Origin of the sequence: Bradyrhizobium canariense (assembly GCF_900105125.1) — a bacterium.
Taxonomy (GTDB): domain Bacteria; phylum Pseudomonadota; class Alphaproteobacteria; order Rhizobiales; family Xanthobacteraceae; genus Bradyrhizobium; species Bradyrhizobium canariense_A.
The window spans coordinates 4,666,805-4,692,475 of the sequence record NZ_LT629750.1; the positions used below are offsets into that span (position 1 = coordinate 4,666,805).

Sequence of the window (25,671 nt, forward strand, 5' to 3'; positions counted from 1 at the left end):
TCACCAGCTGTCAGCGCTTCGCCTCGTCCCAAGTAAGGAAAAACCCGATATCTCCCGGAAGGCCCTGCGGCCAATCCACGATCATTGCTTTCAGGCCGTACCCCTGGGGCTTGAGGTGGTCGCGCCAGAACTCGAAGGCCTGAAGAGGCCTCCCAATCAAGGTGCTCGGCCATTCTTTTTCAGAATTATTGAGCGCGCGCCCTTTATCCGTGCACAACGCATTCGGGAAACGCATGACCAAAACTTCTTTGTCGCCTTTTCCTGCAGCGGTCCTAAGTTGGCCGAACACCCGCCTCTTTACCTCGGCAATCTTTTCGGGCGTGACTGCGACTGGTTGCAACAACGACCTGATAAGCTCCTCGCGCGCCTTGTTGGTTCCACCTGAGGAATCCACGTCTTTCAACGCCCTGGCCATCTCGGTCTGCTTCACGTAGTTGCGCAACTCAGCCGCCGACATGAAGGTCTCGTCTCCAAGCTCTCGTGCGGAATCCGAGCTACCGTGTTCGATCCTTGACTGTGACATGTCTAACTCCTTTTGTTTGAGGAGCAGGATGGGTGTCCTGCATGTACATTCGCTATCCCAGGCTCTTCATCAGTACGACGACCCAGCCCCATGGCGCAGGCAATCCTCAATCGTGCGGTGAGCGGGAATTGAACCAAGATCCTGTTCGGCCCCAACAGCGGTCAGATTTTCTCGAACGTCATCACGCAGCCCCGCAAGCACAATCGCGATGTCGCGAGATTTGAGGGACCGCGCCATCCCGCGCAACACTCCCCCCGCCGTGACGTCGATGGCCGGCACGAGTGAAAAATCAATGACAACGGTTTTGATCCCCGAGGGTGCTTGATTCAACAGATCGAAGATTTGGCGGCGGATATGGTCCGCATTGAAGTAGAACCACGCTCCCGCGCTACGCACTAAGAGCGCGCCCGGTGCTTGGGCGGCTTCAGGATACCTGGCTCGGTTCACAAAATGTCCCGCAATCGGCTCACGCCCAAGGACGACGACGGGCGGGCGCGATGCGTGCGCAACGACCATCATCAGCGACCCGACCGCAGCCAACAGAAGGCCGTCGAGCAACCCCAAAAATAGCACGCCGAAGAGTGCGACCAACGAAATGCGAAACTCGGCACGAGATGAAATACGTAACTGGCGGAGATCGTCCAATCGCACCATGTGCGATGCTGCCATCAGCACGACGGCTGCTAGAACTGGCTCAGGCAGGTTGTGAAAGAATTTCGCAAAAAACACCAGCGTCAGAGCAATGGCGCCCGAGGTCACGAGCAGGGAAAATGGAGAGGATGCCCCTCCCATATCATTGACGGCGGTCTGCGACATCCCGCCTGCGACAGGAAATCCTTGAGCCAATCCCGTCGCAACATTTGCAGCGCCGAGAGCCGTGAGCTCTTGCTCGGGGCTGATGTCGTAGCCATGCTTTTGTGCAAAACTGCGGGCGACTGAAATCGTTTCGCCGTAGGCAAGCAGGACGCAGGCAAGTGCTATCGGCACCAAGGCTGAAATATCGGATAGATGGACATCCGGCACGCTGATTGCCGGCAGGCCAGTGGGGATTTCGCCGACGATCTTGATGCCGGTCTCGGCCAGCCCAAACACGCTCATCACTGCAATGGCCACGACAACGACAAATAACGTCGTCGGGCGGCCTGGAAAAAAGTGTCCGAACGTCACGAAGAGAGCGATTGCTGCGAGGCCGACAATAAGCGAAAAAACGTGGGTCTCGTGGAGCGACAGCACGACATGGCCAAAGCGCTCAAATACGTTGCCGGTGATACCTTCAATGCCGAACAGCTTGGGTAGTTGTGTCGATGCGATATAGAGAGCAGCTCCCGTTTTGAAGCCGACCAAGATCGCATCCGAGATGAAGTATGCTACGTTGGCGAGGCCGACAAATCGGCCGGCGATGCAGACCACTCCGACAATCAGCGCCAAGGCTGAAGCGAGAGTAACGGCTCGGGAAAGATCGCCATCGCCCATCGCGACGACACTCGTCGCAACGGTAATCGCCAACGCGGACGTAGGGCCGACCGCAAGCTGGCGGCTGGTCCCGAACACGGCATAGACGATCCCAGCAACGAGATAGCAGTAGAGGCCGGTGACTGGCGGCAGCTGGGCAAGTGACGCATAGGCCAGCGATTCCGGAATTACAAACGCCGCAAGCGACAGGCCGGCGACAAGGTCCCTGGGGAATTCCTTTGCATTGTAAGCACGAATCCACCCGACCGCCGGAACGAAGGGCACAACCAGTCCCAGGAACGGTTTGTCGCTCATGACGTCCTCCCCGATATCAGGTCGTCCAGGAGGGTGCCGCGTAGGCTTTCGAGGCCGCTGCTTTGGGTCTCGCTGCGGCAGCAAGTGGACTGAGGTCCAGCCGCGCTTGACCCGCGGGAACCAGTCTAGGCGTGCCGACCGAGCCGCGGCTATGTAAAAATGACCCGGTTTAGTGGCCACAAGTGCGGCATCATGTCCGTAGCTGGCGGCGCGAAACGGACATGCCGGGCCGGTCTGACGATATCCGTTTGTCGGGGTAGACCGGAAGTGGTCGGCGGACGGTCAGAACGGCGCTAATCACCCGAACCGGTTATGCACCAGTTTGCCAACGACTGATCGGTTGCGCGGTCCCCGATGCTCGCTGACGGCCTCCTGCCGATATGATATGCTGATGTTCACCGTAGAGGAGAGCGGATTCCATGGCATGCCCCCCAATTGCGGGGGCGAGATGCGATAGGCAGTAAGGCCATATGATTGGAGGATGCTATGTCTATGTCCATCGACAGCATTCTGAGGCAGAAGGGAGCCGACGTCGCAACAATAGCGCCGGAAGCCAGCGTCAAGAGGGCGACGAGCTGGCTGCATGCAAAAAATATCGGCGCTCTCGTGGTGACGAGTGGCAACGCAGTTGTTGGCCTCATTTCCGAACGTGAAATCGTTCACGCAATTGCTCGTTATGGTGAGACTGCTACTTCGATGCCTGTGAGCGAAATCATGCGACGCGGCGTGATCACCGTCACACCGACCGACACTGTCTCTCACGTGATGAGTCTGATGACCCGCCATCGCGTGCGCCACATGCCCGTTCTGCGCGACGGCAACCTTGTTGGTATCATCAGCATCGGCGATGTGGTCAAGCATCGGCTCGAGGATCTGGAGCTTGAGACGAACGTCCTGCGTGATGTCTACAACGCCGCGCGTTGACGGCTCGGGCGTCGGCTCATAGACGTGTCCGTGTTCCCCGATCTTGTTCCAATTTGAACGACGGCCAGCTCGCTTGGGTTTGCCCTGCACGCTCGCGCGTACCTTGAGTAGGCTCCGTGGCTGCGAGCTTGACGGTCTACGAGCGCACGATCGCGAGATCCATTACGGCATGATCATGTCTACTCCCGGCACTATTCGGGCATTGCCGAGGATGTCCGGGCGACGGAGCTTTCACGCAACCTGGGCCAGAAAGCGATTGCCTCTCACTTGCCCGCTAATGACGCCTCAGCGTCGCTTCCTGATCGATCAGCAGCATAGTGACCTTGAACAATGCCCGGTCTTCATTCTCGCCCGCACCGGCGCTTACCGCAGCGAAATCTTGATGGCGCTGCGATTGGCCGCAAATTCCATACCGGCCTCAATCCCCTGGAGCGTGATGATCACACCTTTTCCATTGCTCAATTGCACACCTCCTAGGCCACCGATCCAAGCGCCGCCGCCGCCAACTGTATCGTATGTGCCAGAAAACTCCTTCACGTCATGCATCCCCGTAACGCGCCCTGTCAAACGTATCACGGAGGCCCCGGCCGTGACGCCAAGGCTCAAGCCATAAACGCGAAACGGATAGTCGCGACCGCGGTACGTCAGGACCCCGCGTCCCGCACCAGCTCCCGCGATCAAGCCCGCCTTCACAAATACCACGCGAATATTCCCCATGGCTTGCGCATGCGATGGGGGCGCCAATCCAATGCAGATAACCAGAACTAAGGCGGCAACTCTTGCCGAATACCCAGTCATCGCCGCAGCCTCCTTAAATTTTTTTTCAACGCCCAAGTTTGATCTCCGATTTTGCGAAGGAGGACGCCTTTGCGATCGTGATCCTTTCGACGCCGCTGTTCGATGCAACACCAGCGATCTGTCCCGCCTCGACGTTAAATAACCGGACAACTTGCTGCAGTCTGTCCGCTGCTGCGCCATCGACGCCGATACCTTCTTCGCCTTGGCGATCAGGCTGTCATATTTCTCTCCAGTACGATGAGCCGTCGGAGAGGAAGTCCCAGCCAAGACAGCTTTGCTTACGCTTTCAGCCGACATAGCTACCCCGTTACAATCAAGAGAACGAAGGAGAAGCCTACGTTAGGCTCCCCATAATCTCGTTGCATTTGCAAAATCGACACTTTCGCGCGCCTAAGTGTGACGAATTGACGCGAGCTTTCGTTCTGATCGTCCGCCCATGCTTTATTGCTGCTTGGATTGGATGATCAAAGACTACAATGATCATTGCCGGTCCGGCGATCGGCGTTCGCATCGAAATCGTCTCATGCTCGCAAGTCATCCGAGATGGTTTGCGAGATGGCTTGGGAATTTCGGTTGATGCCAAAAGCAGCTCAGTTTTCAGCGACTGAACCACTGCGCGATGGACGCCGCGTTGAAATCCGCGCGCTCCGGCACGAGGACCGAGACGGCCTTGAAGAAGCCGTTGGCCGCGCCAGCGTCGAGTCCCTCCGCCGACGTTTTTTCCTAATAAAGCGCCATTTTTCCGAACAGGAAATTGAGTTCTTCTCGAACATCGACTTTGTCGACCATGTTGCCTTGGTAGTCGTCGCACAAGAAAACGGGGAACCGCACATCGTGGGGGGTGGACGCTATGTCGTCCTTGATCCCGGACGAGCTGAGATAGCTTTCGCCGTGATCGACGAATACCAGGGACAGGGGATCGGTGCCGCACTGATGCGCCATCTTGCCGCGATCGCTCGGGACGCCGGGCTGAAGGAATTGATCGCGGAGGTCTTGCCGGAAAACACCGCGATGTTGAAGGTCTTCAGGAAAAGCAGATTGCATTCGACCACCAGACGAGAAGCCGGCATTACGCATGTGACGCTCCAGCTCATTTAGGTGCGGGAATTCAACCCACCGCGCGCTGCCGGCGCTCGGCTAATCATTCCACCTCTTAGGTCTACAAGGTCTTAGGTCTACAAGACCTTGGGTCTACAAGGACTCGCGGCCTACACCCATCTCTCGGTGCTCGGCATATCGACGGTGCCGAACGTTGGCGAGTGACGACCCGTGGTGCGGACGCGCGCGACGTATAAAGGGCCACCTGCATCGGTGAGGACATCACGGTCTTCAAGATCGGCGTAGCCATCTCTCGGTGCGGCGCGCTCGACCGGATTCGATCGCGTGCGATCTTTTCCACCTGCTAGGGTCGTGCCTTCAATGAACGAGGCGAGAGCGGGATTCGAAATGTCTTGAAGCCGGCGATGTCGGGAAACCCTTCGGCCGCTTCCGGAGATACCAAAGTCAGAACCGCAGCCGGCACCTCTCCGCTGACCAGCCGATCGGACGCCTTTGCTTGATCCTCGCTCAGTTGGACTTCGGTCGCACCCGCTGCCGCGATCGCGGTCCTGACATTAGCGTTGGATGCAGAATACACGTCGTCTATCGCGATGATTTTGCCGGTTAGATCGGGCACCAACTTAATTTCCGGACGAGCCAATAGAACGGCAACCAGAAGGTCCGTTTTGTTTGGACGCTGGGAAGCGGTCTTTTCGGCATCACTACGGAGCTGGGTTTCCGAGTGCTCCAAAGTGGCAGCCGTCAACAGCTCCGCGGCCGTGATAGCGGACTCCACTTGCTCCCGTATCGCTCGGGTATCGGAATTCGCAACAGCATCGTCTACGCGAGGCGACTCCGCAGTGTTTGCTGGCGTCGCATAAGGATCGGCAGCGGTATTATCCAATGAACGAGCTTTGCCAGGCTCAATTTCAGGAGGTTCGATTTTGGCAGGTGTCGGCGTCGAGAGAGGAATGCGAGATGCTGGAGGTTCGACCTTCGCCGCGATCGCAGGCTTGATTCCCAGTGGCGCGGAATCGGTCGCGAATAACGCTGGCCTTGGTTCAATCGGCTCGCGGGCAGCCGCCCAGTCGAAACAGAAGGACTCGTTCACATCCAAGCATGAGTTAAGGCTGGCTTGCTGTTTTAAAGGACAGCTACAGCCGACCAAGGCCGCGGCCAGCGCGCCGATGAGAAGCGTCCTCACGTATTTCCTCCTCCTTAGAGGCTGAATTCCGCTCGCAGTTCCGCTGAGTCATGTCGATGGCGCTGATCGACCATTTATTGTGTAAGGTTGTTGAGACCTCATTAACGGTGCGACCCTTCACCGCGAGAAGCTCTTGCATGGTTAACGTCGGCACAACGCGGTTTCGCGGTAGACGAATGGCTTTGCCAAGGCGGGGCCGAAGCAGCCCGCGATGCTTGCGGGCGACGAGCTTTCACTGAATCCTTCGGTTCAACCGCTGTCCTCTATCACGGATGAGCAACGCGACGCGTTGACGCGACAATCGGTCGAATACTATCGGCGGCTACTCTTCACCGATTGTCGACAGCAAACGATTGACGCACTTAAATACGAAGGGCCGGTTGCCATGACTTCCGGGTTTCAGACAATCGGCGCGGTCGCAGCCCGGGAGCTGATGAGCCATCCGAAAACACAAGCTGGAATGAAGGCGCTGACTGCGGCCATTGATAAGGGGAAGATGGCCGAACTCTACAAGGATGCGGGCTTGCCTACGCCTGGTTTTGAGACGGTGCAACCGGCGAAGTAGTCGGGAAAGCATCGACGATCTTCGCAGCGCCTGAGGTCGTGCCTTCAGGAACGAGGCGAGAGAGGGATGCGAAGAATCTTGAAGCCCGCGATTTCGGGAAACCGCTCCGCCGCGTCCGCGGATACCAAAGTCAGAATTGCGGCCGGCACCTCTCCGTTGACCAGCCGAGAGATCGCCCTCGTTTGACCCTCGCTGAGTTCGATTGCCGGTGCCCCCGCTGCAACGATCGCGTTCCTGATACTGCCGTTGGACGCAGAATACCTATCGTCGATCGCAATCGTCTTGCCGGTCAGACCGGCGACCGACGTGATCTCCGGACGAGCCATGAGAACGGCAACCAGAAGGTCCGTGTTATTGGCCGATGCGGATGCGGTCTTTTCGGCACTGCCACGCGTCGACGTTTCCGCGTGACGGGGCGTGTCCGTGTTGTTCCCTTTCATGTCCGGCGGCGGGGCTGCGGCAGCAACCGTCAAATGCTCCGCAAGTATCGTGGCGGCCGCCACCTGCGCCTCGATCGTTCTGGCATTGGAACTCGCAGCGCCGACGGTGGAACGCGAACCCGCGATGTTTGCAGGCGTCGTATTGGAGTCCACGGCGGCAGCACCACCCGCGGACTGCGGCGGCGCTTTCGAGGAGCCAGGCGGGAGCGGGATACCGGATGCCGGAGGCCCGGCTCTCGTCGCGGTCGTGGTGGACGTCACCTCTCGGCACTGACGGCGCTGTCCATCATAAGTGGTGTAGGTGCGGGATACCGGATTGTAGCTCTGAAAGTGTGTGCAGCCAGGCCACGGCCCCATGCGTTCTCGCGCCTCGCGCTCAACCCGCTTGGGCAATGAAATCGTACCAACCGTTTCAGTTGCCGGTTTGCTGTTCTCCGGCAGCACGCTTTCCGGTTGCTTTGCGACGGTCTTCTCTTCCACAGCCGCCGGTTTCTCTTCCACGGCAGCGGGTTTCCTTTCCGCGGTCGCGGGCTTCACTTCTGCAGTGGCGGGTTTCTCAGTCGCGGCCGATGGCTTTGCGACGGTCTTCTGCTCCCCGGCAGCGGGCTTCTTATCTGCGGCAGTCGGCTTCTGATTCTCTTCCGCGTTTTTCTGATTGGCGGCCTTCTGTCGTTCGAGGAATTCCTTGCAATGAAACGGGAAAACGACTTCTCCGGAAGCGGTCAACCCGATCGGCACGCAGTCCCCGGCTGGCGCGGGAGATTTTGCGGGAGCGGCCCTCGGCTTCTCTGAGCCAATGGCCTGAGGAAGCGCTGCGCCGCTCATCACCCCGAGAAGGACAAGACACAGCGCGCCGGCCCGGACGATTTGAACAGCTAATGTACACTTCATATAATCATTCAATCGACATACAATCCCACCGCTTCATCACGACTTCTTGGCGTGCTCGTGGCATGATGAGGACCGGCTGAAGGTAGCGACGCGGCAAACAGATGGCCGGAAAAGGACGAGCCGGAAGGCGCCAATTGGGTTGGGAGGCCCAGCCCGGATCGTGGGCGCGGAGATCTGCTCTGGCGTTGCGCGGTGTTGAGGCGCTTCGAGTTCCGCTTCTAGCAACTTTACGGACCTGCCACGATGTCCTGCGTAAGTCCGCAATGCGATGCCGATCGCGCGGCGCGATCCTGACCGATGACGCCATTCGATGCTCAATCCCGGAGGCTGCGACCGAATGCGCCCGGCAGATCGCGCCTCTGCCGTGGTTCATCGACGCGGTGGCATCACCGCAGCGGTCGGCCTGCCACTGGATGATATGAGGACGCCGAAATTCTGAAACGCTTCGGGTCGGTCCAGACCAAGGCCCGCAGGCCGGTCGCGCTCTCAGACAACTCGGCGTTCCGGTGAGATATCGTGCGAATAGTGCGAACACTCCACGACCGCCAGCAGAGCGGCCCTTTTGAGCACGATCGGGTCACGTTCCCCTTTCGCCGCACTTGCAAGGATGCGCGATGCTATTTCTGCTTTTGTGGCCGACGTGAGCTTCGCTTCCGGAACTGTTGCGGCTGCATCGTCTAGGACTGCCTTCATCAATTCGATTAGGTCGGGCGGGTAGACTGCTCCTATTGCGTTCATGGCTGGCCTCCTGAACAAGCGACCTTGAACCGTTTATCTACCCCCGCCCTTTTCGACACCAATGTCAACGTAAGTTTATTTTTGGTCGATCCTTGCTGCGATGCGGCAAGGAGTTTCGAGATCGCGGCATCAAGCCAATCGAAGAGCAGCTGCCGGGTTGAGCGAGCATGACGCTCCACAATGGAGGCCGCGATGTCGCCTTCTGGCACCTGTGAGACAGGCCGACCGGTGTTGCCGGCGTCTATTCATAGCGGAAGACCGGAAATGATCGGCACACCGTCAAACCGACGCGATTGACCCAGAGCAGTCATCTTGACCATTAGCGGTAAACGGCTCGCACTCGCCTTTTATCGTGCTTTCACGCAAAAATAGCCGACCAGCGCAAGAGGAATAGATAACATCAGCCACGACATCCAATCCCATGGACCATCGCCGAGCAGGGCCGAAGCCAATCCCGAAATGATAACCGAACCAAGCAGCACAAGCTGCCAGTAAGTTCGGCCTACCGAATAGGCGGACATCTTGCCACGCGACCGCGTCAAGAAGCGACGCCATGGGATGGAGTAGCCGCTGCGCGGCTGGTCGAAAGTGCCAATCGTCTTCTGCGGCCTTTCGCCACCCAGAGATAAAACCCGCTGGCGAGAACAGCTATCGTCGCGATATCGAACATTGCCCAGATGAATTTGAGTGGCGTCCCACCATAGTCGCCGAAATGTAAGGGGCGCGATACTTCGAGCGCTCGGAGATACCAGGGCATCGAAAGAATGGCCTCCACTTCGCCAGTTCTAGCATTGACCAGCACCGGCGAGAACAACCGGGAAGTTAAGGGTTGCTGTCCTTTGGCCCAGACCAGATAATGGTATGGTGTGCTGAAGATCGACCCAGGAGGAATCACATTGACCACCGTCGTGTCGGGAATGACGGCTCTGACATGATCGACTGCGCCCTGGAACGAATAATATTCTGAGACGGCAATTGGCGGCCCACTCCATTTTTTAAGCGTTTCTTTGACCTCAGTGTTGCGCCAGACATCAAACAACGAACCAGATAGCTCGTTCATTAAACCCGTCGCGGCTACCACCAACATCCACAGAGCCAAGACACCCCCGAGGAGATTATGCACATCAAGCCACCTCAGGCGTGACGACCCGGATTTTCGGACGGTTCCGAATTTGAGATCTCGCATGAACGGCCCATATACGACAACGCCAGAGACCGTCGCGGCTACAAACAATGCTGCTACAACGGCGAGGATCCACTTGCCGCCATCGCCGGCTAATAAGTTTTTATGCATCTGAAGGATCGCAGCGATCAAAGAGCCGGAATCCTGAAGCCCCGGGGACTCCTTGATGACAGCCGCGGTGCGCGCATCAAATTTGATCCAGTGCGCGGCTTCCCTGCTGGCAAGGACAGCGGCCCAGGAGGGCGCCATGAAGACAACAGTGTTTGGTTCGTCGTCATCGATAACAATAGACAGGATTACTTGATTGGGATAGCGCGCCAGGCTTTTCGCGGCAATGACGTCTAAACTGGCGTACGGAGTATCTTTCGGAGGTGATACATAGGCAGGATCGCTCGACAGCCACTCATCCAGTTCATCATGGAAAATGAGCGGCAGCCCGGTAAGACACGTGACGAGCAAGAAAAGCGTGCAAGCCAAGCTCGACCATTTGTGTATCCATACCCAAATTCTCAGCCTAGCCAATACCACGCGATTATCCTACGCCTCGAGAGCCGAGTAGATTAAGACCGACAGTATCGGCCCCGATTCATGAATTCATTTTCACCTGTATTGCCGCTATTTCACCAAGCGTATCGCAGGTTTGCAAGGATGGTTCTCCTGAACCCGTAATAGCAATTGATGCCGCTGGTGCATGATGAGACGTAAATTTTGTCGAACAGATTTGTCGCATTGAGCGAAACCCGCCAGTGCTTGTCGAAATCATACCGCACGGCTGCATCGAACAGCGTGGCCGACGGCACGATCGACGGCGTGTTGAGGAAACCCGGAACGCCCCAGACGTTCGTGGCAGTGCCATAAGTTTCGCCGACATACCGCACGCCGCCGCTCAATCCAAGGCCGGTCAGCTTCCCTTCCTTGAAGGCATAATTAACCCATAGTGAAGCGCTGTCGGCCGGTACGCCGACCGGAACTTTTCCAACCGTGTCGGTCGTGGGGTTTGCCGCTGTCACGACGTTTTCAAGATGAGTGTAAGCAGCAATCATGCTCAAACTTCTCGTGATATTGGCATGGAGTTCGATCTCGGCGCCGCGCGAACGGATCTCGCCAGTCTGAACGCTGTATCCGGCAAAGTTCGGATCAGGAGTCAGCACGTTTTGTTGGGTCAAATTGAAAATTGAAGTCGTGACGAAACTGTCGAAGCCAACCGGCTGAAACTTCACGCCAGCTTCGTACTGCTGTCCTGTGGTTGGAGCAAACTGTGTCGCAGCATGCGACAAGCCGATCTGCGGTTGAAACGATGTCGAATAACTTACGTAGGGAGCGATTCCGTTGTCAAAGTTATGTATTAAGCCGGTGCGCCAAGTGAAAGCGTAATCGTCCTGGCTGCTATTGGTCTTTGCGACCATATCGTTCGAAGCGCTGCTCAGCGCATCGTAACGGCCTCCGATAACGAAGGTCGTCTGATTCCATTTCATCTGATCCTGAACGTAACTCCCAACCTGATCAGATCTTGTCACCGGAGCACTCTGTATCGGTGGGACAGTGATGGCCCGCCCATATACTGGGCTGAACATATTGATAGAGGGTTCGGCGCCCAACCCAAGTGCAAGGCTGTTACCTGTGGTTTCGTGGATGTCCAGGTTGAGATAATCAATTCCCGCGACGACCTTGTGCTGGATCGGACCGATCCCAAAATCCAACTGAGCCTGATTGTCGGTCTGGAAGGCCTTCCGACTAATATTGTCCAGATATGCATAGCGAAGGACCGTGCTCTGGTCTGCCGATAGAGCAAGATTGCTGCCCGGAATATACAGGTGTTGCTCTTCCATGGTATTCTCTGAATACCGCACGTTCTGCCGGATGGTCAGCACCTGATCAAATTTATGCTCGAAGGAATAGCCGACCGAAGTCTGCTCACGCTTCCACGTATTATAGTTGGGGTCGCCAACGAAGAAATTGGTCGGTATTTGACCGTGGGGGTTCGGTAACACCGCGCCGAGCGAAGGCAATCCGGCATAAATTCCCAATCCTGGATCATTAATGTAGTTCGCCAGAATGGTGAAACTCGTCGACGCATCCGGTCGCCAGGTAATGGCAGGAGCTATGCCGAAGCGTTGATCTTTGGTGTAATCCACCTGCGTGTTGTCGGTAAGGCCGATGCCGGTGAGGCGGTAAAGTAGCTGTCCGTCCTTGTCGAGTACGCCTCCCAAATCGAACGAGGTCTGCAGGCGATCAAATGTTCCGCCACCGAAGTTTATTTCGTTAGTCGGCCTGTCGGTCGGCAACTTACTGGCAAGGTCAACAAGGCCTCCGGGACTAGATTGGCCATAGAGTACTGAAGCGGGGCCATGAACGATTTCGGCACGCTCCAGAAAATAAGGATCGGTTGAGCTAAACGGCGGTAGCTTTAATCCATCAAGATAAATGTCCGGCGCGAAGCCCCGTATCTTCATATATTGATCGGTATAGTGGGCAGCCGTGCCAAACGGCTCGGGCACGACGCCAGACGAATAACGAAATGCCTCATTCACGGTCTGCGGCTGCTGATCATCAAGCTGCTGGCGTGTTACGACTGAGATGGCCTGCGGAGTTTCGAGCAGTGGTGTATCTGTCTTCGTTCCCGCGACGCTTCTCGTCGCAACGTACCCCGAAACCGCGCTGTTAGCCCGTTGGGCAGAAGACGGCGATGGAGCGGGAGCTGGAGCGACGGGAAGACTATGCTGCTGCTCTCGCTGTCGATTCATACTGGCGGCGCGTCGTGACTGCGATTGCGCGCCTGGTGCCGGTGTTCGCTTTTTCTGCGCAGAAGGCGCCTCGACGTTAACCGGCGGGAGAGCCGACTGTGCATTCGCGTGAAGGCACGGATTACACGAAAGAGCGAGATAACTTACCAGGCTCAGATTTACGCAACGAAACGATTTCTTTCCCCAGAACACAAACACCCCCAAACAAATTCGTTCTGCCTCTGTCACTCGTGGGATGGCGTCACTTCACGACCATCACGGATTTAGAGCCGATTGAATTTGCTCTCGCCGACTTTGCGCACTCGCTCCGCCGCGAAAAAGCATCAGCCCAAAGCTCGTGTAGCGCGCCAACGCGCGTCGTACATCCAATCGGTCGATTGAATCGCTCTAGACTGCTTTTGGAATGCGGAAGTGTTGCGGATAGAACGCGCGCAGTTATGAAAAACTGCCAGCACGTTGCTCAATCCTGCCAAGTCACGCGAAAGGATGCATGGCGCACATTCCGCAAATTACGCGCGCGAGAAGCGCAAAGCGTAATGAGATCACGAATCGATCTGGCGCTCTGCCAGATAACGGGCAGGCGGCTTGCCCATGGCCTTGCGGAACATGGTGACAAAGGCGCTAGCGCCCTCATAGCCGAGCTCGACCGCCACGGCCTGGACTGACGCTCCTTGGGTCAGGCGCCGCAGCGCGAAGAGGATGTGGAGCTGCTGGCGCCAGCGGCCGAAGCTCATGCCGGTCTCGCGTTGCAGGATACGAGCCAAGGTCCGCGGGGCGATGGATGTGCGCTGGCTCCACTCATCCATCGTCGCGCGATCCGAAGGATCGGCCATCAATGCAGCCGCGATCTTACGCAGCTTGGTGTCGGCCGGCATCGGGAAGTTCAGCTTGTCGACAGGTGCCCGCGACAGTTGGTCGAGCAGCACCGTGGCGATCCGGCCATCGGCGCCGTCGATATCGTACAGGACAGGCATCTCGGTGACGTGCAGCAGCAAATGCTCCAGCAACGGCGAGATCGATAGGGTACAGCACTGCCTCGGCAGCGCTGACGCCGCATCCGGTTCGACGAACAGCCAATACACCTCGACCTCTCCGGCGGCGGTCATACTGTGGGGAAGATTGCCGGGAATCCAGACCGCGCAGCGTGGCGGCACGATCCAGACGCCTTTGTCGGCTTCGCAAGTGATGATACCGCGTACGGTCAGGAGAAGCTGCGCCTTACGATGGCTATGGACGGCGAGTTCTATGCCCTTGGTGACGATAGCGGCGCCGCCAGCGACGACGGCGCGGGGCACATCCTCAAGGGAAAACGTGCCACGACCAGGGGAGCCGATCTCGTTTTCCGAGGGATGATAGAATGGCATGGCTGGTGACGATCGATCCGAATGCGATTGACCAGATCAGACATATCAGTCCGCGATTGCGACTTTCAACACAAGTGTCAGTCGGCGTTCAGATTCGGCTCTGGCTCACTTTTGAAGCGGTTTGGGAGATGTTTGGCGCTTTGATTGGGTGAGAATCAGCGTCGATGAGGGCGAGGCGAATATGACCACTGAGCGATGAAATGCCAGCAAGCGCCCGCTCGTAACTTCCGCTGTTGGCCCTTGGCTGACCCACACACTGCGACACGGGTCGTCTACTCTAGCGAGGGAAAAGCGGACTAGTCAGGCGCTCGCCAATTTCCAACCCGGACATCCGCGACCGCCAAAGCTATTTCATTTGACAGTTCGCGAGTGTCGTCCATTCCCGTCTTTATCTTTGCAGCCGCAGAGTTTAAGCTGCTTTTGGCTGGGGGTACTTTTCATGCGCATCTGCTGGCGAGTGATCGCTGTTGCGTTTATTTCCTTTTTATTTGCATCAGTCGAACTCTTTGCCGATGAACCTGAGATCGACATGTTCGCGTTGATGGCCGGCAAGTGCAGCACGCTGAAAGTCGCAGAACGCGATTTCGCGTGCACATCTGTGGCGTTCTCTCACAGCCCCGGGGGCCGATCTGGTTTCACCGTCCCTCTCAACGATGCAGACGATGACAGTCACATCATCACGTTTTCGGGTGAAAATGGCAGGAGAGAGCAGGATAATCTGTACGTGCTATCGATCGACCGGATGCTGTTAAAATCCAAGGACAGGCCCAAGGTCGATGGGCTGCCGACACCGTCCGTCGAGCCATCGACTGGCACGTGTAAGCAGATTGGAAATTTCGCGACACAACAAGTGTCCAGCGTCTCTTGTAGTGCCACCGATGGAACGGGGAGGAAGTATGAACTCCAGTTCGAGTCGGACGGCTCGCCTATCAAGGTGATGATGATCAGGGCAGCTGATCCAGCGACCGAAGAGCGCCGTGCCGATCCAGCTACGGACGAGCGCCGCACCGAGATACTCGCCGAGCATATCGAGCAGATCAAATGCCGACAAATGGCTGATGTTCAGGGTGTCCTGCCCAGGGACCGCACGGCCTTCATTCTTCGATGCATGGACGAATGATGGGCAAAGACAAGCGGTTGGGCAATTTGGCCATGACCTTCTATACCAGTTTGACTCCGAGGACCCGGGACCAATTCTCGACAACGTCTTCCACCGCCTAGCTAGAGGAGCGCCTCTTCGGCGCACGTATTGGGGTAGAGCCATGCGATTACCGTCAGCTCGTCGGGCCTTGCTCGGCTTGGCGATCGTTCTGTTGGCTGGCTACGGTCTAAATCGCGGGGTTTTGGTCGGATCCAGGATCGAAACTGCCCGGCTCAGCGACGAGTATCCGGTGCCGTTCTACAAGAAACATTGTCGGTACCTGTTCTTCACAGGGGTCCAACAGGTTTGGACAAGCTCCGAATCCACCAGAGAAGACGCGGAAAAAAGCTCCTGTGCTCCATTGAAAAGTGAACCCGTTATTCACCGGCGACGTAAACCTTCTAATTCTTAGCGGAATTTTTTCCGTATTTTCGGAGCGCTCCGCCGATTCGCCGTCACTCCACCAAGAGCCTCCCTCGGACCAAAGCGATGGAGCCGGGAACGTTGGCTCTTCGGGCTAAGGCGACCTTAGAACTGCGCATGCGCGCGATCCGATTATGGTCCCTTGGCAGACCAACGCAGGCTGGGCGTCAATATCGCCTTGGCACGCCTTCGGATGAATTGGCGGGACAACGGCGTTCAGATATCGCTCCATTGACCCAATAGGGGTGCAGGTTCCCGCATGTGTCATATCTGCCGCACTGTGGACCTATTCCTCGAAGGGTGTCCTACCTGCCGCACTGTAGACGCATTCCGCCGTTCATGCTTATGGCGTGCTGAGGGGAAAGTTCAACAGGTTACTGCCTTGTTTCTTCTAACCTAACGGAGAACTACCTTGATGAAGATTTTGATTATTGCGGGTGCAACGCTCGCCTTGGTGACCGCTGCCGGCGCGGCCGACCTCCCGCACCCGCAGCCCGTCTATCAGCAGGCTCCGGTCGGCAAGATGCCGATTGGCAAGTCCCCCGTTGGGAAAGCCCCGATCGGCAAGGCGCCCATCGGAGCCCGAACCTACTGATACGCGGTAGTGGTCTCGTTTGAATCTGACCTTCATCGTCGACAGCCGAGGGGCGAAGCGTGGCAAATAGGCTGACGAGGCCAGGACTATGCTCGCTTGCGGGATTCGCACTTGCTGTTTTGCTCCAGTGCAGAATCCAGTCAGCTGCTGCAAACGAAGTTGATACGCGCGCCGGTTCGGAACGTGTCATTTCCCAGAAACGGGAGGTGCACAACCGCACCGCCGACGCGAATGCGCTTGTTTCCAGTGAAGCTGCCGCTGAATCGAAACCGGCGCCGCGGTCGACCCGAAAGCCGGAGTCGGGATCAGCAAAGGGCCCGTACTACGTCGATTTCAGAGCCAGAACGGCAGCGAGTTGGGGACACGCTTTCGTCTGGTTCGGGAAGACAAGCGAGCGAGAAGTGGAAGTCGCGGGCCTTACCCCTGCGGGAGACACCCTGACTTATATGCTCGGTTATGTGACGTGGGTGCCGTCCGAGACCGGGGCAAGCTATGGCGATCTTGATCCGGAGTACCTGACCGCCAGTTACCGGGTTTACTTGAACGAGCCGGATGCAAAGAGGGTCTTTGCATACATCAAGAAATTGCAGGCGAGCTCACCGGTCTGGAGCGCCGAAATATCCAATTGCACTTCGTTTATCGGCGACATCGCAAATTTTATGGGATTGAAAGTTCCGTTGCGCTGGGAGCGTCCAGAGAACTACGTCAACGATCTCAAGGCGATGAATGGCGGGCGCCAGATCGTCCACCTGTCGTCAGCACAATAGCTCGCGCTCGTCGTTAGCCTCTAAGGAAGGGGCTTTCGCATCACCGATCCGAGATCAGCATCCATTACGTGCCGCGCCGCTGCCACGAGCGCTGACGATCTTAATTGTGGGATTACAGCCCAACTCTGCTAAGTAGACTTTTAGGTCCGGTCTAAGTGGCATCCATGATGCTGCCTTGGAAGCTGAAGGAACCTGACTGCAAAAGCCGGGCTGAAGACGAAGGGGAAATGAACCAACTGGTCCCAACCAACATTCCACCATTGCGGCGCAAGCTTTACGATCTATTCGCTGCGGCGCCTCTCATTGCATTGTATTTATTTAGCCTGACCCAAATGCTGTCGCCTTTGGCTCTGCAAATTTCACTGGCCAAGCTGTTCATCCAGACTGACCCGTCCGTGCTTCCTCCGGTTCTGGTGCTTGGCATCGTGTCCAAGATATGCACCCTGGTTTTCTTTGCGCTCCTGGTTGTGATGTTTGTGGTGCGCCGCGTACCCCTGCACTACCCCATTGCATTCTTCCCGCGTTTAGCCGCGGGTGCCGGCACGTTTCTTGGTATGGGCATTGTGATGCTGCCGACCGAACAGCTTTCCTCCGGGCTATACCTGATATCGTTGCTTTCGATTATCGGCGGCACCGTGTTTGCAGTCTGGGGTATCCTCGCGCTCGCTCGTTCGATCAGTATTATGCCGGAGGCGCGGGGATTGGTAACCTCGGGACCTTATGCCTTTATCCGTCACCCGCTTTATCTTGGCGAATTTTTCGTACTGGTTGGGATTGCTGTGCAGCACGTCATGCCTTGGGCGCTGCTGCTACTCGCAGTCCAATGCGTATGCCAATTCGAGCGTATGAAAAACGAGGAACGCGTGTTGGCTCGAGCCTTTCCAGATTACGCAGACTACATAGCGCGTACCGCACGGCTGTTACCGGGCGTCTATTGAATTAGACAGGCCACTGCGGAATCGAATCAACTTGCATCGCAAGTCAACCGATCGCCGCGAGTGGCTGCAACGCCACGAGCGAATAGAGATGTCGTCGACCAGATTCGAACGCAGCGAACGATCCCAGGACTGCCAAGTCCCATGTCTCAAAACTGCGAAAGCCGCGCTCGTTACAGAGTTGATCTAGAACGCAACCTGGGTCCGCATCGCAACCGCATCGAATTTGGCGCCAGTGTCACCGAAGTTGGTAGCGCTCACCTGTTTGGTGATGTCACCATGGAGATAGTTGAGCATGAAGCGGACGTTGCGATTGGCGTACCAGTTCAAGCCCGCCGTATAAACGGTTTGCCGTCCACCGGCCACGCCGTTCGCGGAAGCGAGCTGATCGTTCAGATCGACCGTACTGACACGGCCGGCGATTTCCCAGGCGCCCCAGCCGCCAGCCTCCAGCGAGAACGGGTTCGCCGGTACGATACCATTGTACGCCGCGAGGCTCGAATTGTAGGTATGGGTTTCGCCGGTCAACACATAGCTGGCCTCTGCATAGCCGCCATCGAATTTGACGCTGGACAGGCCAGGCAGAGCGCTGCGATCGACGTTGTACCAGAAATATTCGCCCTGAAAGAACAGAGGTCCGTAGGTGCCTGCCGCTTCGGCGCTGTAGACTTGGGCACCGGACACGCCCGCGAGTGCGCCCGTCGAGATCAGCGAGGTCGGGTCGAGCCGCAATTCCGGGCGGTCGCTCAATGTGAGCGTTTGCGCTCCGGTCACCTGGTTGCGCGACGGGTCGATCAGGAACTCGGCGTCAGCGCCGATGTGCAGGGAATAATCCTTGCCGCTGATGACTTGCCCGGCAGCGCGGGCAAACGAGCCGAGCTGTTCCGTTGCTCCGTTGGGATTGAGGCTCGAGGCAGAGTGAATCGCGCCCGCGGTCGGACCCGTTGCATAGGCTCCGATCCAGAACGTGTCAGTGTACCATCGCGCACCTCCTGCCGAGCGGAAGTCGCCAGCTGCAATATTTTGGGCGATAATTCCTGACGAGGCGCGCTCCATGAACATGATGTCGTTCGAACTCGTCGCTTCGTCCAGAGTATAGAGCGTGTCCATATAGCCGCCTTCGATCGCAAGTTTGCCGCCGAAAGGCTTGAAGCCGGTATAACTGAGATAGGCTTGTTCGATTCCAGCCAAGGCTCCGCCGGGAAGAAATCCGACGGATGTACCCGCGACACCCGGGGCAGCGCCGATGCTAGCGGTAGAAGCAAAGCCGTCCGAACTGCCGCCGAAATCGTAGATCAGCGCATAATTCCAATCGCCCAGGAACTTGCCGAGCACGCCGATGCGCGCGCGGCGCAGGTTAACGCCGTCATCGAGCTTCTGCGGACTGGTCGCTGCGGTATTGGGACGGTAGTCGTAACCGCCGACGTCGAAATGCACGCGGCTGGTGATTGAAACGCAATTTTGCTCATCCGCGGTGCAGATCGTGGGCCGGTTGTTCGGCATATGGACGACCGCGTCAGACGGGGCAATCGGTCCCTTGATCGGATAGGCTGCGTTGGGGTTGGCAACGGCGACGACCTTGGCGTCAACTTTTGCATTGGTTTTGGCTGCCTCCGCTGTATTCGCCGCGGTCTGTTTCTGCAGCTTATCGAGCTTTTGCTCCATCAATTTTAGTTGCTGCTTGAGCAGCGCAATCTCGGCGTCATTGTCGCCGGCCTGCGCTTGCGACGTTATTAGTACCGGGATCAGACTGATTGCTGCAGCGGTCGTCAATCTTGCCGTGCTCATTGCATGCCTCCAGCTTCGTTTGCTCATTCGTCGCCAGGCTCTCCAGACCGTTTCTTTTCAGGTTCGGACGACTCACCGCCTGAAAAAATCTCGAGCGTAGTAGACGCCGGGGGAGTGCCAGAAAAAAGTAGAAACATTCCGTGACGCGAGCGCGACACGCGGCCAGTTCCGCATGTTGCTCCCTCGCAACGACTGATTGCGTGAGCTGTCATTCCGCTTTGAAACGCTCTGCGACAGCAATGCCGGCGTTACCGCCATGCGAACTGCCGTGATCGATAAACTAATTTTGCGCTGACTTTGTTGGGCGAGCCTTCAGGCTCAGGCCAGATTACGATCGCGACAACATCGTCGGCGCCTACCGCCTCACCGGCGGTGATGTGGGCCGGATTCCCAAAGGCAAAAAGTCAACGGACCTGCCAGTTCGGCCAGCGATCAACATCGCGTTGCTGGTCAACCAAAAAGCCGTGAAGGCGCCTGGCGTCATCGTGCCGCTGACACTCCTTGGCCCAGCCGACGAGGTGACCGACCAAGAGAGGATTGCATCACCGCACGAGACCGGATGTGGCACTGTTCGAATTAAAGTGGAGCCAAGGACGTCGGCCCTTTGCGCTAAAGCGTTCGTGCGGGCAGGCCCAACCACCTGGTCCATTCGGCGGCTGAGTACGGCCTTAGCCGTCTACACCCATGAAGCCCTTGGCCAATTCGGTGGTGATCTTTGACGAAAAATGGCTCTATTAATGTTACATCTTAACTAATAATTAATTATGCGTTTGCAGGCACGAAAGGGCCGGCCTAGCGTTCGTTGGGGTGCTGCTCTGCAACCAACGAATTGGTGCGTGCCATGACGTATAGAATGTATGGGGCGTTTATCGCGTCTCTCAGCGTAGTAGCGCTTGTGCTTACCGCGAACGAGACATTCGCCGCCGGATCGGGAGCCGTGCATCGTGGAGGGTTTACTTCGGCGCATGCGATGGCCCGCGGGTCAGTTGCCCAATCGTTCCGGCATGGCCGGAGAAACAATCGAGGGACCTTCTGGCCGGGAGACGGAGGCTTCTACTACGAGCCGTCGGATGGCGAACCCCCGATAGATGCTACGCCACCAACATCAGGCGACAACCATTACACCTATACATATGATGTTCCCTGGGATTGGGCACATCGATTTCCGCCGGCCGTCACACCTTCTGAACACCCCTATGTGCCGAGCTGCCCCGCGGAGACGGTAACGGTCCCTGGGCATGACGGCAAAGAACAGACCGTCAATATCACGCGGTGCTACTGATAAGTGCACTTAAGGCGAGAGTAGATATCAGTTGAAATGAAGGAAGCCGTCTTAGGGCGTGCGCTCATAAACCCGCGGCGCAGTCAGGGCGCATCGTCGCCTTCAAAGCCCCCGCGCAGTCTGGAACGATCATGAGCGGTGTGTTAATTTGCCTCTGTGGCAAGGAGGCCGAGGCATGAGGATAATGACCGTAGCTCTCGGAACGGCCCTGGTGCTGTGTAACCTGGGGACCTTCAGTGGCGCAGCGCATGCGCAGAAGGCCAAAGTCGTTCGTGAACGGGAGATCATCAGGGTACCCGTGGTAAGGACAATTCCTTACTGGGATTATTATCTTGTTCCACGATATCGTTATCGCCCTGAGGACGACCGGGTCGATCCATACGGCCCGCCCGTCGCGCCGGTGATACGCTTTGGAAATCAAGAGGTATATGTTCCGGCGTGGAACTGGAACTGGAACTGACCAGGACGCAGAGTACACACCCTAGTTGACGGCTTCTTTCCAGTTTTGAACCGCGCGCGTCTTACTTTCGGAGTGCGGAAGCCCGCCGCTGCCCGAACAGCCACACGGCGAATGCGATCACCACGGCACCCGCGAGGGTGAACCAGGTGATGGCGTATTGCATGTGATCGTCCTTCAGATGGACGTCCAGCGGGCCGGGCTTCGGGACGCCGCTCGCAGGCACCGGCGATTCCAGGTCGATGTAAAATGGCGCGACCGGCCGGCCATCTCCGCCCCATCCGAGCGCGCGGGCCATGGCCAGATGGTCCCTGGTGAACCACAGCCGCCTGGCCACGTTTTCCTGCGGCGTCAACATGCCCGCGCTTTCGGGAAAACGAATGTAGCCGGTGAGCATCGCCGGTTCGCCGGTGATGAGCGGCTTGACCGCACGATCCTGCTGGCCGCGATCCTGCATCGTGTTCTGCACGAAGCCGGCGTTGATCACGACGGTTTCACCACCCGGCAGGCGCGCCGGTATGAACGCCCAGGTACCGGGACCGGAAATGTCCTCGCGTACAGCAGAGCCGGAGCTGTAGACCATCGCGTCCGGCTGCGCCTCGTAGGTCGCTGAAAACTGGACCCGGCGGAATTCGTCCCTCGCCTGCGTGAGCGTCGGCCATAGCGGCGCCGGCGGCAGCGAATCCGGCGTTGCCGCGAGTCGCTCGGTCAGCGCTGCGATCAATGCGTGCTTCTCGACCCGGCGCTGCAACTGCCACACGCCGAGCCCAGTAAATAGCACCACCATCAGGAGGGTGAAGATGCCGAAGCCGGTGAGATGGCGCGGGCTCGCGTGTACTCCGGTCATTTCGGCTCGCGGTCGATCAGGCGCCCTTCCGACGCCTTGTGGTGAAACTGCAACGCGATCAGAAGCGACTTCATCGAGCGCAGCGGCAACAGCGTGGTCACCAGAATCAGTGGCAGCCACAGCACCGCATGCACCCAGAACGGCGGCTGATACTTGACCTCGACGATCAGCGCGCAGGCGACGACGATCGCGCCGGCAATCATGATGATGAAGATCGCCGGGCCGTCGCCGGCGTCGATGAAGGCATAGTCGAGTCCGCACGATTCACAATTCGGCCGCAGCGTCAGGAATCCCGAATACAGTTTGCCCTTGCCGCAACGCGGGCATTTGCAGGCGAGGCCGCGCAGCGCACTCTGGGTTACCGTGGGCAATATCTCGTCTGGCATGAACTGGTCTTTCGCGCTTTGCCGCAAAACAAAAAGGGCGGCCCTGCGGCCGCCCCTTGTAGCACAGTCGATCGCGATCAATGAGCGCCGTGCGCCATGGTTTCCGCGCCGTGGCCCCAGACGTAGATACAGATGAACAGGAACAGCCAGACGACGTCGACGAAATGCCAGTACCAGGCGGCGAATTCGAAGCCGAGATGCTGCGTCGGCGTGAAATGCCCGGCATAGGTCCGCGCCAGGCACACGATCAGGAAGATGGTGCCGACCAGCACATGGAAGCCGTGGAAACCGGTCGCCATGAAGAAGGTGGCGCCATAGATGTTGCCGGCGAAGGAGAACGCCGCGTGGCTGTATTCAAACGCCTGCACGCAGGTGAAGGTCGCCCCTAACAGGATCGTGAGGATCAGCCCGTATTTCAGGCCCTTGCGATCGTTCTCGAGCAGCGCGTGGTGCGCCCAGGTGACCGTGGTGCCGGAGGTCAGCAGCAACAGCGTGTTGAGCAGCGGCAGATGCCAGGGATCGAACGTCTCGATGCCCTTGGGCGGCCACACGCCGCCGAACAGCGCGTCGCGCGTGGCATGCACGGGATCGCCAGGGAACAGCGCCGAATTGAAGAAGGCCCAGAACCAGGCGACAAAGAACATCACCTCGGAGGCGATGAACAGGATCATGCCGTAGCGGTGGCTGATCTGCACCACGCGGGTGTGATCGCCCTTGTACTGCGCCTCGCGGATCACGTCCGTCCACCAGCTCGCCATCGTGTAGAGCACGCCGATGAGGCCGATTCCAAAGATGATCGGAGCCGCCGAGAGCAGATGGTGCATCCAGGTGATCGCGCCGACCGCCATGATGAACGCCGAAATGGAACCGACGATCGGCCACGGGCTCGGATCGACGAGGTGGTAATCGTGATGCTTGACTTGCGCGGTCGCCATTCGGTCTCTCCGTTAGCAGTGCCGGTGGTATTCGGCACGTCTCGTCTCAAAAATCAAATTCCCTAGATCTCGAAATCCATGATTCCGGCGGTCAGAGGTCTCCCTTGCGTTGATCCGGCTCGCTCGCCGCTACCGGCTGCGGCGCCGGATCGCGCACGGGATAGAAGGTGTAGGACAGCGTGATGGTGTTGAGGCCGTCATTGTCGCTGTCCTTGACCAAAGCAGGATCGACGTAGAACACCACCGCCATCTGACGGGTTTCGCCGGGCTTCATGGTCTGCTCGGTGAAACAGAAGCAGTTGATCTTCTGGAAATACGCGCCGACCGTCAGCGGCGCCACATTATAGGCCGCCTGCCCGGTCGTGGTCCGCGCCGCCTGATTGGTCACGGTGTAATAGACGGTGACGACTTCGCCGATATTGACTTCGATCTGGGTTTTTTCCGGCTCGAACTTCCACGGCAGTCCGCCGGCGACATTGGAATCGAACCGTACCGCGATCTTGCGCGCCAGTGGCGCTGATGTCGGCGCCGCTTCCGCGACCTGGGTGGTGCCGTTGAAACCGGTCGAGCGGCAGAACCAGTTGTAAAACGGCACGGCGGCATAGGACGCGCCCACCATCAGCACCACGACGAAACCGCAAATCGCAGCCACCACCGCATCGCGCGTCAGGCCGCGACGGAGACCTGCGTTGCGATTTGGGGTCGATTGCTGCGGTATCGTGGGCTTGTTCTCCATATCGTTCACATCATTCCGGTTACATCAGCAATCACATGGGCCGCACGAGAACGCCCGGCCCCTTGACCATGGTGACCGCGAAAAACAACACGACGAGGACGCCGAGCGCCCACGCGATGGCGATTGAACGCCGGCGGCGGCTTTTCTGCTGTGCCTCGGTGAGGACGATTCCATCTGGCTTGCGATTGTTGTCCATTCCCTCGCCATGCGCCCCCTTACCAGATTGACGGTGCAAGGGCATGGACGACGACCTCAAGCAGCAGGGTCGCGAACAGCGCAAACAGATAAAGGATGGAGAATGCAAACAGCTTTCGATTCGCGCGCAGCGATTCGCTGCGCCCGCGCCGGCGATAGACGTTGACCGCTAGCGCCAGCATGCCGGCACCGAGAACCAGCGACGTCACGCCATAGACCGCGTCGAAATAGCCCAGCGGCCAGGGCGCGAATGCGACCGCAACCAGCACGATCGTATAGAGCAGGATCTGCAGCCGGGTCGCGTCCGGGCCGGCCACAACCGGCAGCATCGGCACGCCTGCGCGCGCATAGTCGTCACTGCGAAACAGCGCCAGCGCCCAGAAATGCGGCGGGGTCCAAAAGAAGATGATCAGAAACAGCAGCACCGGCTCCATCGACAGCGAGCCGGTTGCCGCAGCCCAAGCCACGACAGGCGGCAGCGCGCCAGCGGCGCCGCCGATCACGATGTTCTGCGCGGTCCAGCGCTTCAGCATCATCGTATAGATCACGACATAGAAGAAGATCGTGAAGGCGAGCAGCCCGCCGGCAAGCCAGTTGACAAGGATGCCGAGCGTCATCACCGAGAAGAACGCCAGCGTCATCCCGAACGCCATGGCTTCCGGCTGCGTAATGCGGCCGCGCGGAATCGGCCGGTTCGCGGTGCGCGACATCAGCGCGTCGATGTCGCCCTCCAGCGCCATGTTCAGCGCGCCGGAAGCGCCGGCGCCAACCGCGATGCAAAGGATCGAGGTGATCGCCAGCACCGGGTGAACATGCCCCGGCGCGATCACGAGACCAACCAACGCGGTGAAGATCACCAGCGACATCACCCGCGGTTTCAGCAGCGCGATGTAGTCGCCGACATCGGCCTCGGAAATCCGGGGCGACAGCTCAATGGCGTTATGATCGACAACCGACAAGACAGGTCTCGCTTCTGGTTAGGCGCGCGGCGCTATCGATGCGCCG

At 58.1% G+C, this 25,671-nt stretch carries 25 protein-coding genes; 9 read left to right on the top strand and 16 right to left on the bottom strand.

The genetic code is table 11. The features are described from left to right. Positions 1 to 10: 10 nt before the first annotated feature. The gene (locus tag BLV09_RS22230; protein WP_146688910.1) at positions 11 to 523 is read right to left on the bottom strand and encodes a hypothetical protein; all 513 of its coding nucleotides are present in this window, start codon (positions 521 to 523) and stop codon (positions 11 to 13) included. Between the two features lie 69 nt (positions 524 to 592). Then, positions 593 to 2,290, bottom strand: a complete 1,698-nt coding sequence (locus tag BLV09_RS22235; protein WP_146688911.1) for a SulP family inorganic anion transporter — start codon at positions 2,288 to 2,290, stop codon at positions 593 to 595. A 492-nt stretch (positions 2,291 to 2,782) separates the two neighbouring features. Between BLV09_RS22235 and BLV09_RS22240 the strand changes: the two genes are divergently transcribed. Continuing rightward, positions 2,783 to 3,214, top strand: coding sequence for a CBS domain-containing protein (locus BLV09_RS22240; RefSeq protein WP_100384479.1), 432 nt, complete (start codon positions 2,783 to 2,785; stop codon positions 3,212 to 3,214). A 363-nt stretch (positions 3,215 to 3,577) separates the two neighbouring features. On the opposite strand, the gene BLV09_RS22245 is transcribed toward BLV09_RS22240, so the two are convergent. Further along, positions 3,578 to 4,048, bottom strand: a complete 471-nt coding sequence (locus tag BLV09_RS22245; protein ID WP_244548785.1) for a hypothetical protein — start codon at positions 4,046 to 4,048, stop codon at positions 3,578 to 3,580. Between the two features lie 540 nt (positions 4,049 to 4,588). Here BLV09_RS22245 and BLV09_RS22250 point away from each other — a divergent pair. Continuing rightward, positions 4,589 to 5,110 (top strand): GNAT family N-acetyltransferase, encoded by a 522-nt coding sequence (locus tag BLV09_RS22250; RefSeq protein WP_146688912.1) that lies wholly within the window; start codon positions 4,589 to 4,591, stop codon positions 5,108 to 5,110. 304 nt (positions 5,111 to 5,414) lie between these two features. On the opposite strand, the gene BLV09_RS38245 is transcribed toward BLV09_RS22250, so the two are convergent. After that, positions 5,415 to 6,254 carry a hypothetical protein gene (locus BLV09_RS38245; protein ID WP_244548786.1) on the bottom strand — a complete coding sequence of 280 codons (840 nt, stop codon included), beginning with the start codon at positions 6,252 to 6,254 and terminating at the stop codon, positions 5,415 to 5,417. A 211-nt stretch (positions 6,255 to 6,465) separates the two neighbouring features. Here BLV09_RS38245 and BLV09_RS22260 point away from each other — a divergent pair, with 211 nt between their 5' ends. Beyond that, positions 6,466 to 6,819 carry a hypothetical protein gene (locus tag BLV09_RS22260; RefSeq protein WP_146688913.1) on the top strand — a complete coding sequence of 118 codons (354 nt, stop codon included), beginning with the start codon at positions 6,466 to 6,468 and terminating at the stop codon, positions 6,817 to 6,819. A 44-nt stretch (positions 6,820 to 6,863) separates the two neighbouring features. Here BLV09_RS22260 and BLV09_RS22265 read toward each other — a convergent pair whose 3' ends face one another. The 5 genes from BLV09_RS22265 to BLV09_RS22285 all read right to left on the bottom strand — a co-directional run bounded on the left by BLV09_RS22265 (position 6,864) and on the right by BLV09_RS22285 (position 14,110). Then, on the bottom strand, positions 6,864 to 7,997 hold the full coding sequence (locus BLV09_RS22265; protein ID WP_146688914.1) for a BA14K family protein: 1,134 nt from the start codon (positions 7,995 to 7,997) through the stop codon (positions 6,864 to 6,866). 639 nt (positions 7,998 to 8,636) lie between these two features. Continuing rightward, complete coding sequence (locus BLV09_RS22270) at positions 8,637 to 8,888, bottom strand: hypothetical protein (RefSeq protein WP_146688915.1); 252 nt, start codon at positions 8,886 to 8,888, stop codon at positions 8,637 to 8,639. A gap of 538 nt (positions 8,889 to 9,426) precedes the next feature. Continuing rightward, the gene (locus BLV09_RS22275) at positions 9,427 to 10,599 is read right to left on the bottom strand and encodes a PepSY-associated TM helix domain-containing protein (protein ID WP_146688916.1); all 1,173 of its coding nucleotides are present in this window, start codon (positions 10,597 to 10,599) and stop codon (positions 9,427 to 9,429) included. A 92-nt stretch (positions 10,600 to 10,691) separates the two neighbouring features. Then, complete coding sequence (locus BLV09_RS22280) at positions 10,692 to 12,815, bottom strand: TonB-dependent siderophore receptor (RefSeq protein ID WP_146688917.1); 2,124 nt, start codon at positions 12,813 to 12,815, stop codon at positions 10,692 to 10,694. A gap of 542 nt (positions 12,816 to 13,357) precedes the next feature. Further along, entirely contained in the window at positions 13,358 to 14,110 is a 753-nt protein-coding gene (locus tag BLV09_RS22285) for an AraC family transcriptional regulator (RefSeq protein ID WP_349536590.1), read from the bottom strand. 62 nt (positions 14,111 to 14,172) lie between these two features. Between BLV09_RS22285 and BLV09_RS37425 the strand changes: the two genes are divergently transcribed. The 5 genes from BLV09_RS37425 to BLV09_RS22305 all read left to right on the top strand — a co-directional run bounded on the left by BLV09_RS37425 (position 14,173) and on the right by BLV09_RS22305 (position 18,043). Next, positions 14,173 to 14,331, top strand: a complete 159-nt coding sequence (locus BLV09_RS37425; protein WP_157810128.1) for a hypothetical protein — start codon at positions 14,173 to 14,175, stop codon at positions 14,329 to 14,331. 287 nt (positions 14,332 to 14,618) lie between these two features. After that, complete coding sequence (locus tag BLV09_RS22290; protein WP_244548788.1) at positions 14,619 to 15,299, top strand: hypothetical protein; 681 nt, start codon at positions 14,619 to 14,621, stop codon at positions 15,297 to 15,299. An 856-nt stretch (positions 15,300 to 16,155) separates the two neighbouring features. After that, the gene (locus BLV09_RS22295; RefSeq protein ID WP_100384486.1) at positions 16,156 to 16,338 is read left to right on the top strand and encodes a hypothetical protein; all 183 of its coding nucleotides are present in this window, start codon (positions 16,156 to 16,158) and stop codon (positions 16,336 to 16,338) included. Positions 16,339 to 16,397: 59 nt separating this feature from the next. Continuing rightward, the gene (locus BLV09_RS22300; protein ID WP_146688919.1) at positions 16,398 to 17,105 is read left to right on the top strand and encodes a hypothetical protein; all 708 of its coding nucleotides are present in this window, start codon (positions 16,398 to 16,400) and stop codon (positions 17,103 to 17,105) included. A gap of 164 nt (positions 17,106 to 17,269) precedes the next feature. Next, positions 17,270 to 18,043, top strand: coding sequence for a methyltransferase family protein (locus tag BLV09_RS22305; protein WP_146688920.1), 774 nt, complete (start codon positions 17,270 to 17,272; stop codon positions 18,041 to 18,043). Positions 18,044 to 18,226: 183 nt separating this feature from the next. Here the strand turns inward: BLV09_RS22305 and BLV09_RS22310 are convergent, their stop codons facing one another. Beyond that, the gene (locus BLV09_RS22310; protein WP_146688921.1) at positions 18,227 to 19,828 is read right to left on the bottom strand and encodes an OprO/OprP family phosphate-selective porin; all 1,602 of its coding nucleotides are present in this window, start codon (positions 19,826 to 19,828) and stop codon (positions 18,227 to 18,229) included. A 1,466-nt stretch (positions 19,829 to 21,294) separates the two neighbouring features. On the opposite strand from BLV09_RS22310, the gene BLV09_RS22320 reads away from it, so the two are divergent. Next, on the top strand, positions 21,295 to 21,570 hold the full coding sequence (locus BLV09_RS22320) for a hypothetical protein (protein WP_349536591.1): 276 nt from the start codon (positions 21,295 to 21,297) through the stop codon (positions 21,568 to 21,570). 61 nt (positions 21,571 to 21,631) lie between these two features. Here BLV09_RS22320 and BLV09_RS22325 read toward each other — a convergent pair whose 3' ends face one another. From BLV09_RS22325 to BLV09_RS22350, 6 genes are all read right to left on the bottom strand, one after another. Then, on the bottom strand, positions 21,632 to 22,414 hold the full coding sequence (locus BLV09_RS22325; protein ID WP_146688922.1) for an SURF1 family protein: 783 nt from the start codon (positions 22,412 to 22,414) through the stop codon (positions 21,632 to 21,634). Next, complete coding sequence (locus BLV09_RS22330) at positions 22,411 to 22,800, bottom strand: DUF983 domain-containing protein (protein WP_146688923.1); 390 nt, start codon at positions 22,798 to 22,800, stop codon at positions 22,411 to 22,413. The genes BLV09_RS22325 and BLV09_RS22330 overlap by 4 nt, the downstream gene beginning before the upstream one ends. Positions 22,801 to 22,877: 77 nt before the next feature. Next, a complete protein-coding gene (locus BLV09_RS22335; protein WP_146688924.1) occupies positions 22,878 to 23,735 on the bottom strand; it encodes a cytochrome c oxidase subunit 3 in 858 nt (285 codons plus the stop codon). 91 nt (positions 23,736 to 23,826) lie between these two features. After that, positions 23,827 to 24,471 (bottom strand): cytochrome c oxidase assembly protein, encoded by a 645-nt coding sequence (locus BLV09_RS22340; protein ID WP_146688925.1) that lies wholly within the window; start codon positions 24,469 to 24,471, stop codon positions 23,827 to 23,829. 31 nt (positions 24,472 to 24,502) lie between these two features. Next, entirely contained in the window at positions 24,503 to 24,667 is a 165-nt protein-coding gene (locus tag BLV09_RS22345; protein WP_100384496.1) for a CoxF protein, read from the bottom strand. A gap of 19 nt (positions 24,668 to 24,686) precedes the next feature. After that, positions 24,687 to 25,625 (bottom strand): heme o synthase, encoded by a 939-nt coding sequence (locus tag BLV09_RS22350; RefSeq protein WP_146688926.1) that lies wholly within the window; start codon positions 25,623 to 25,625, stop codon positions 24,687 to 24,689. Positions 25,626 to 25,671 lie beyond the last annotated feature (46 nt).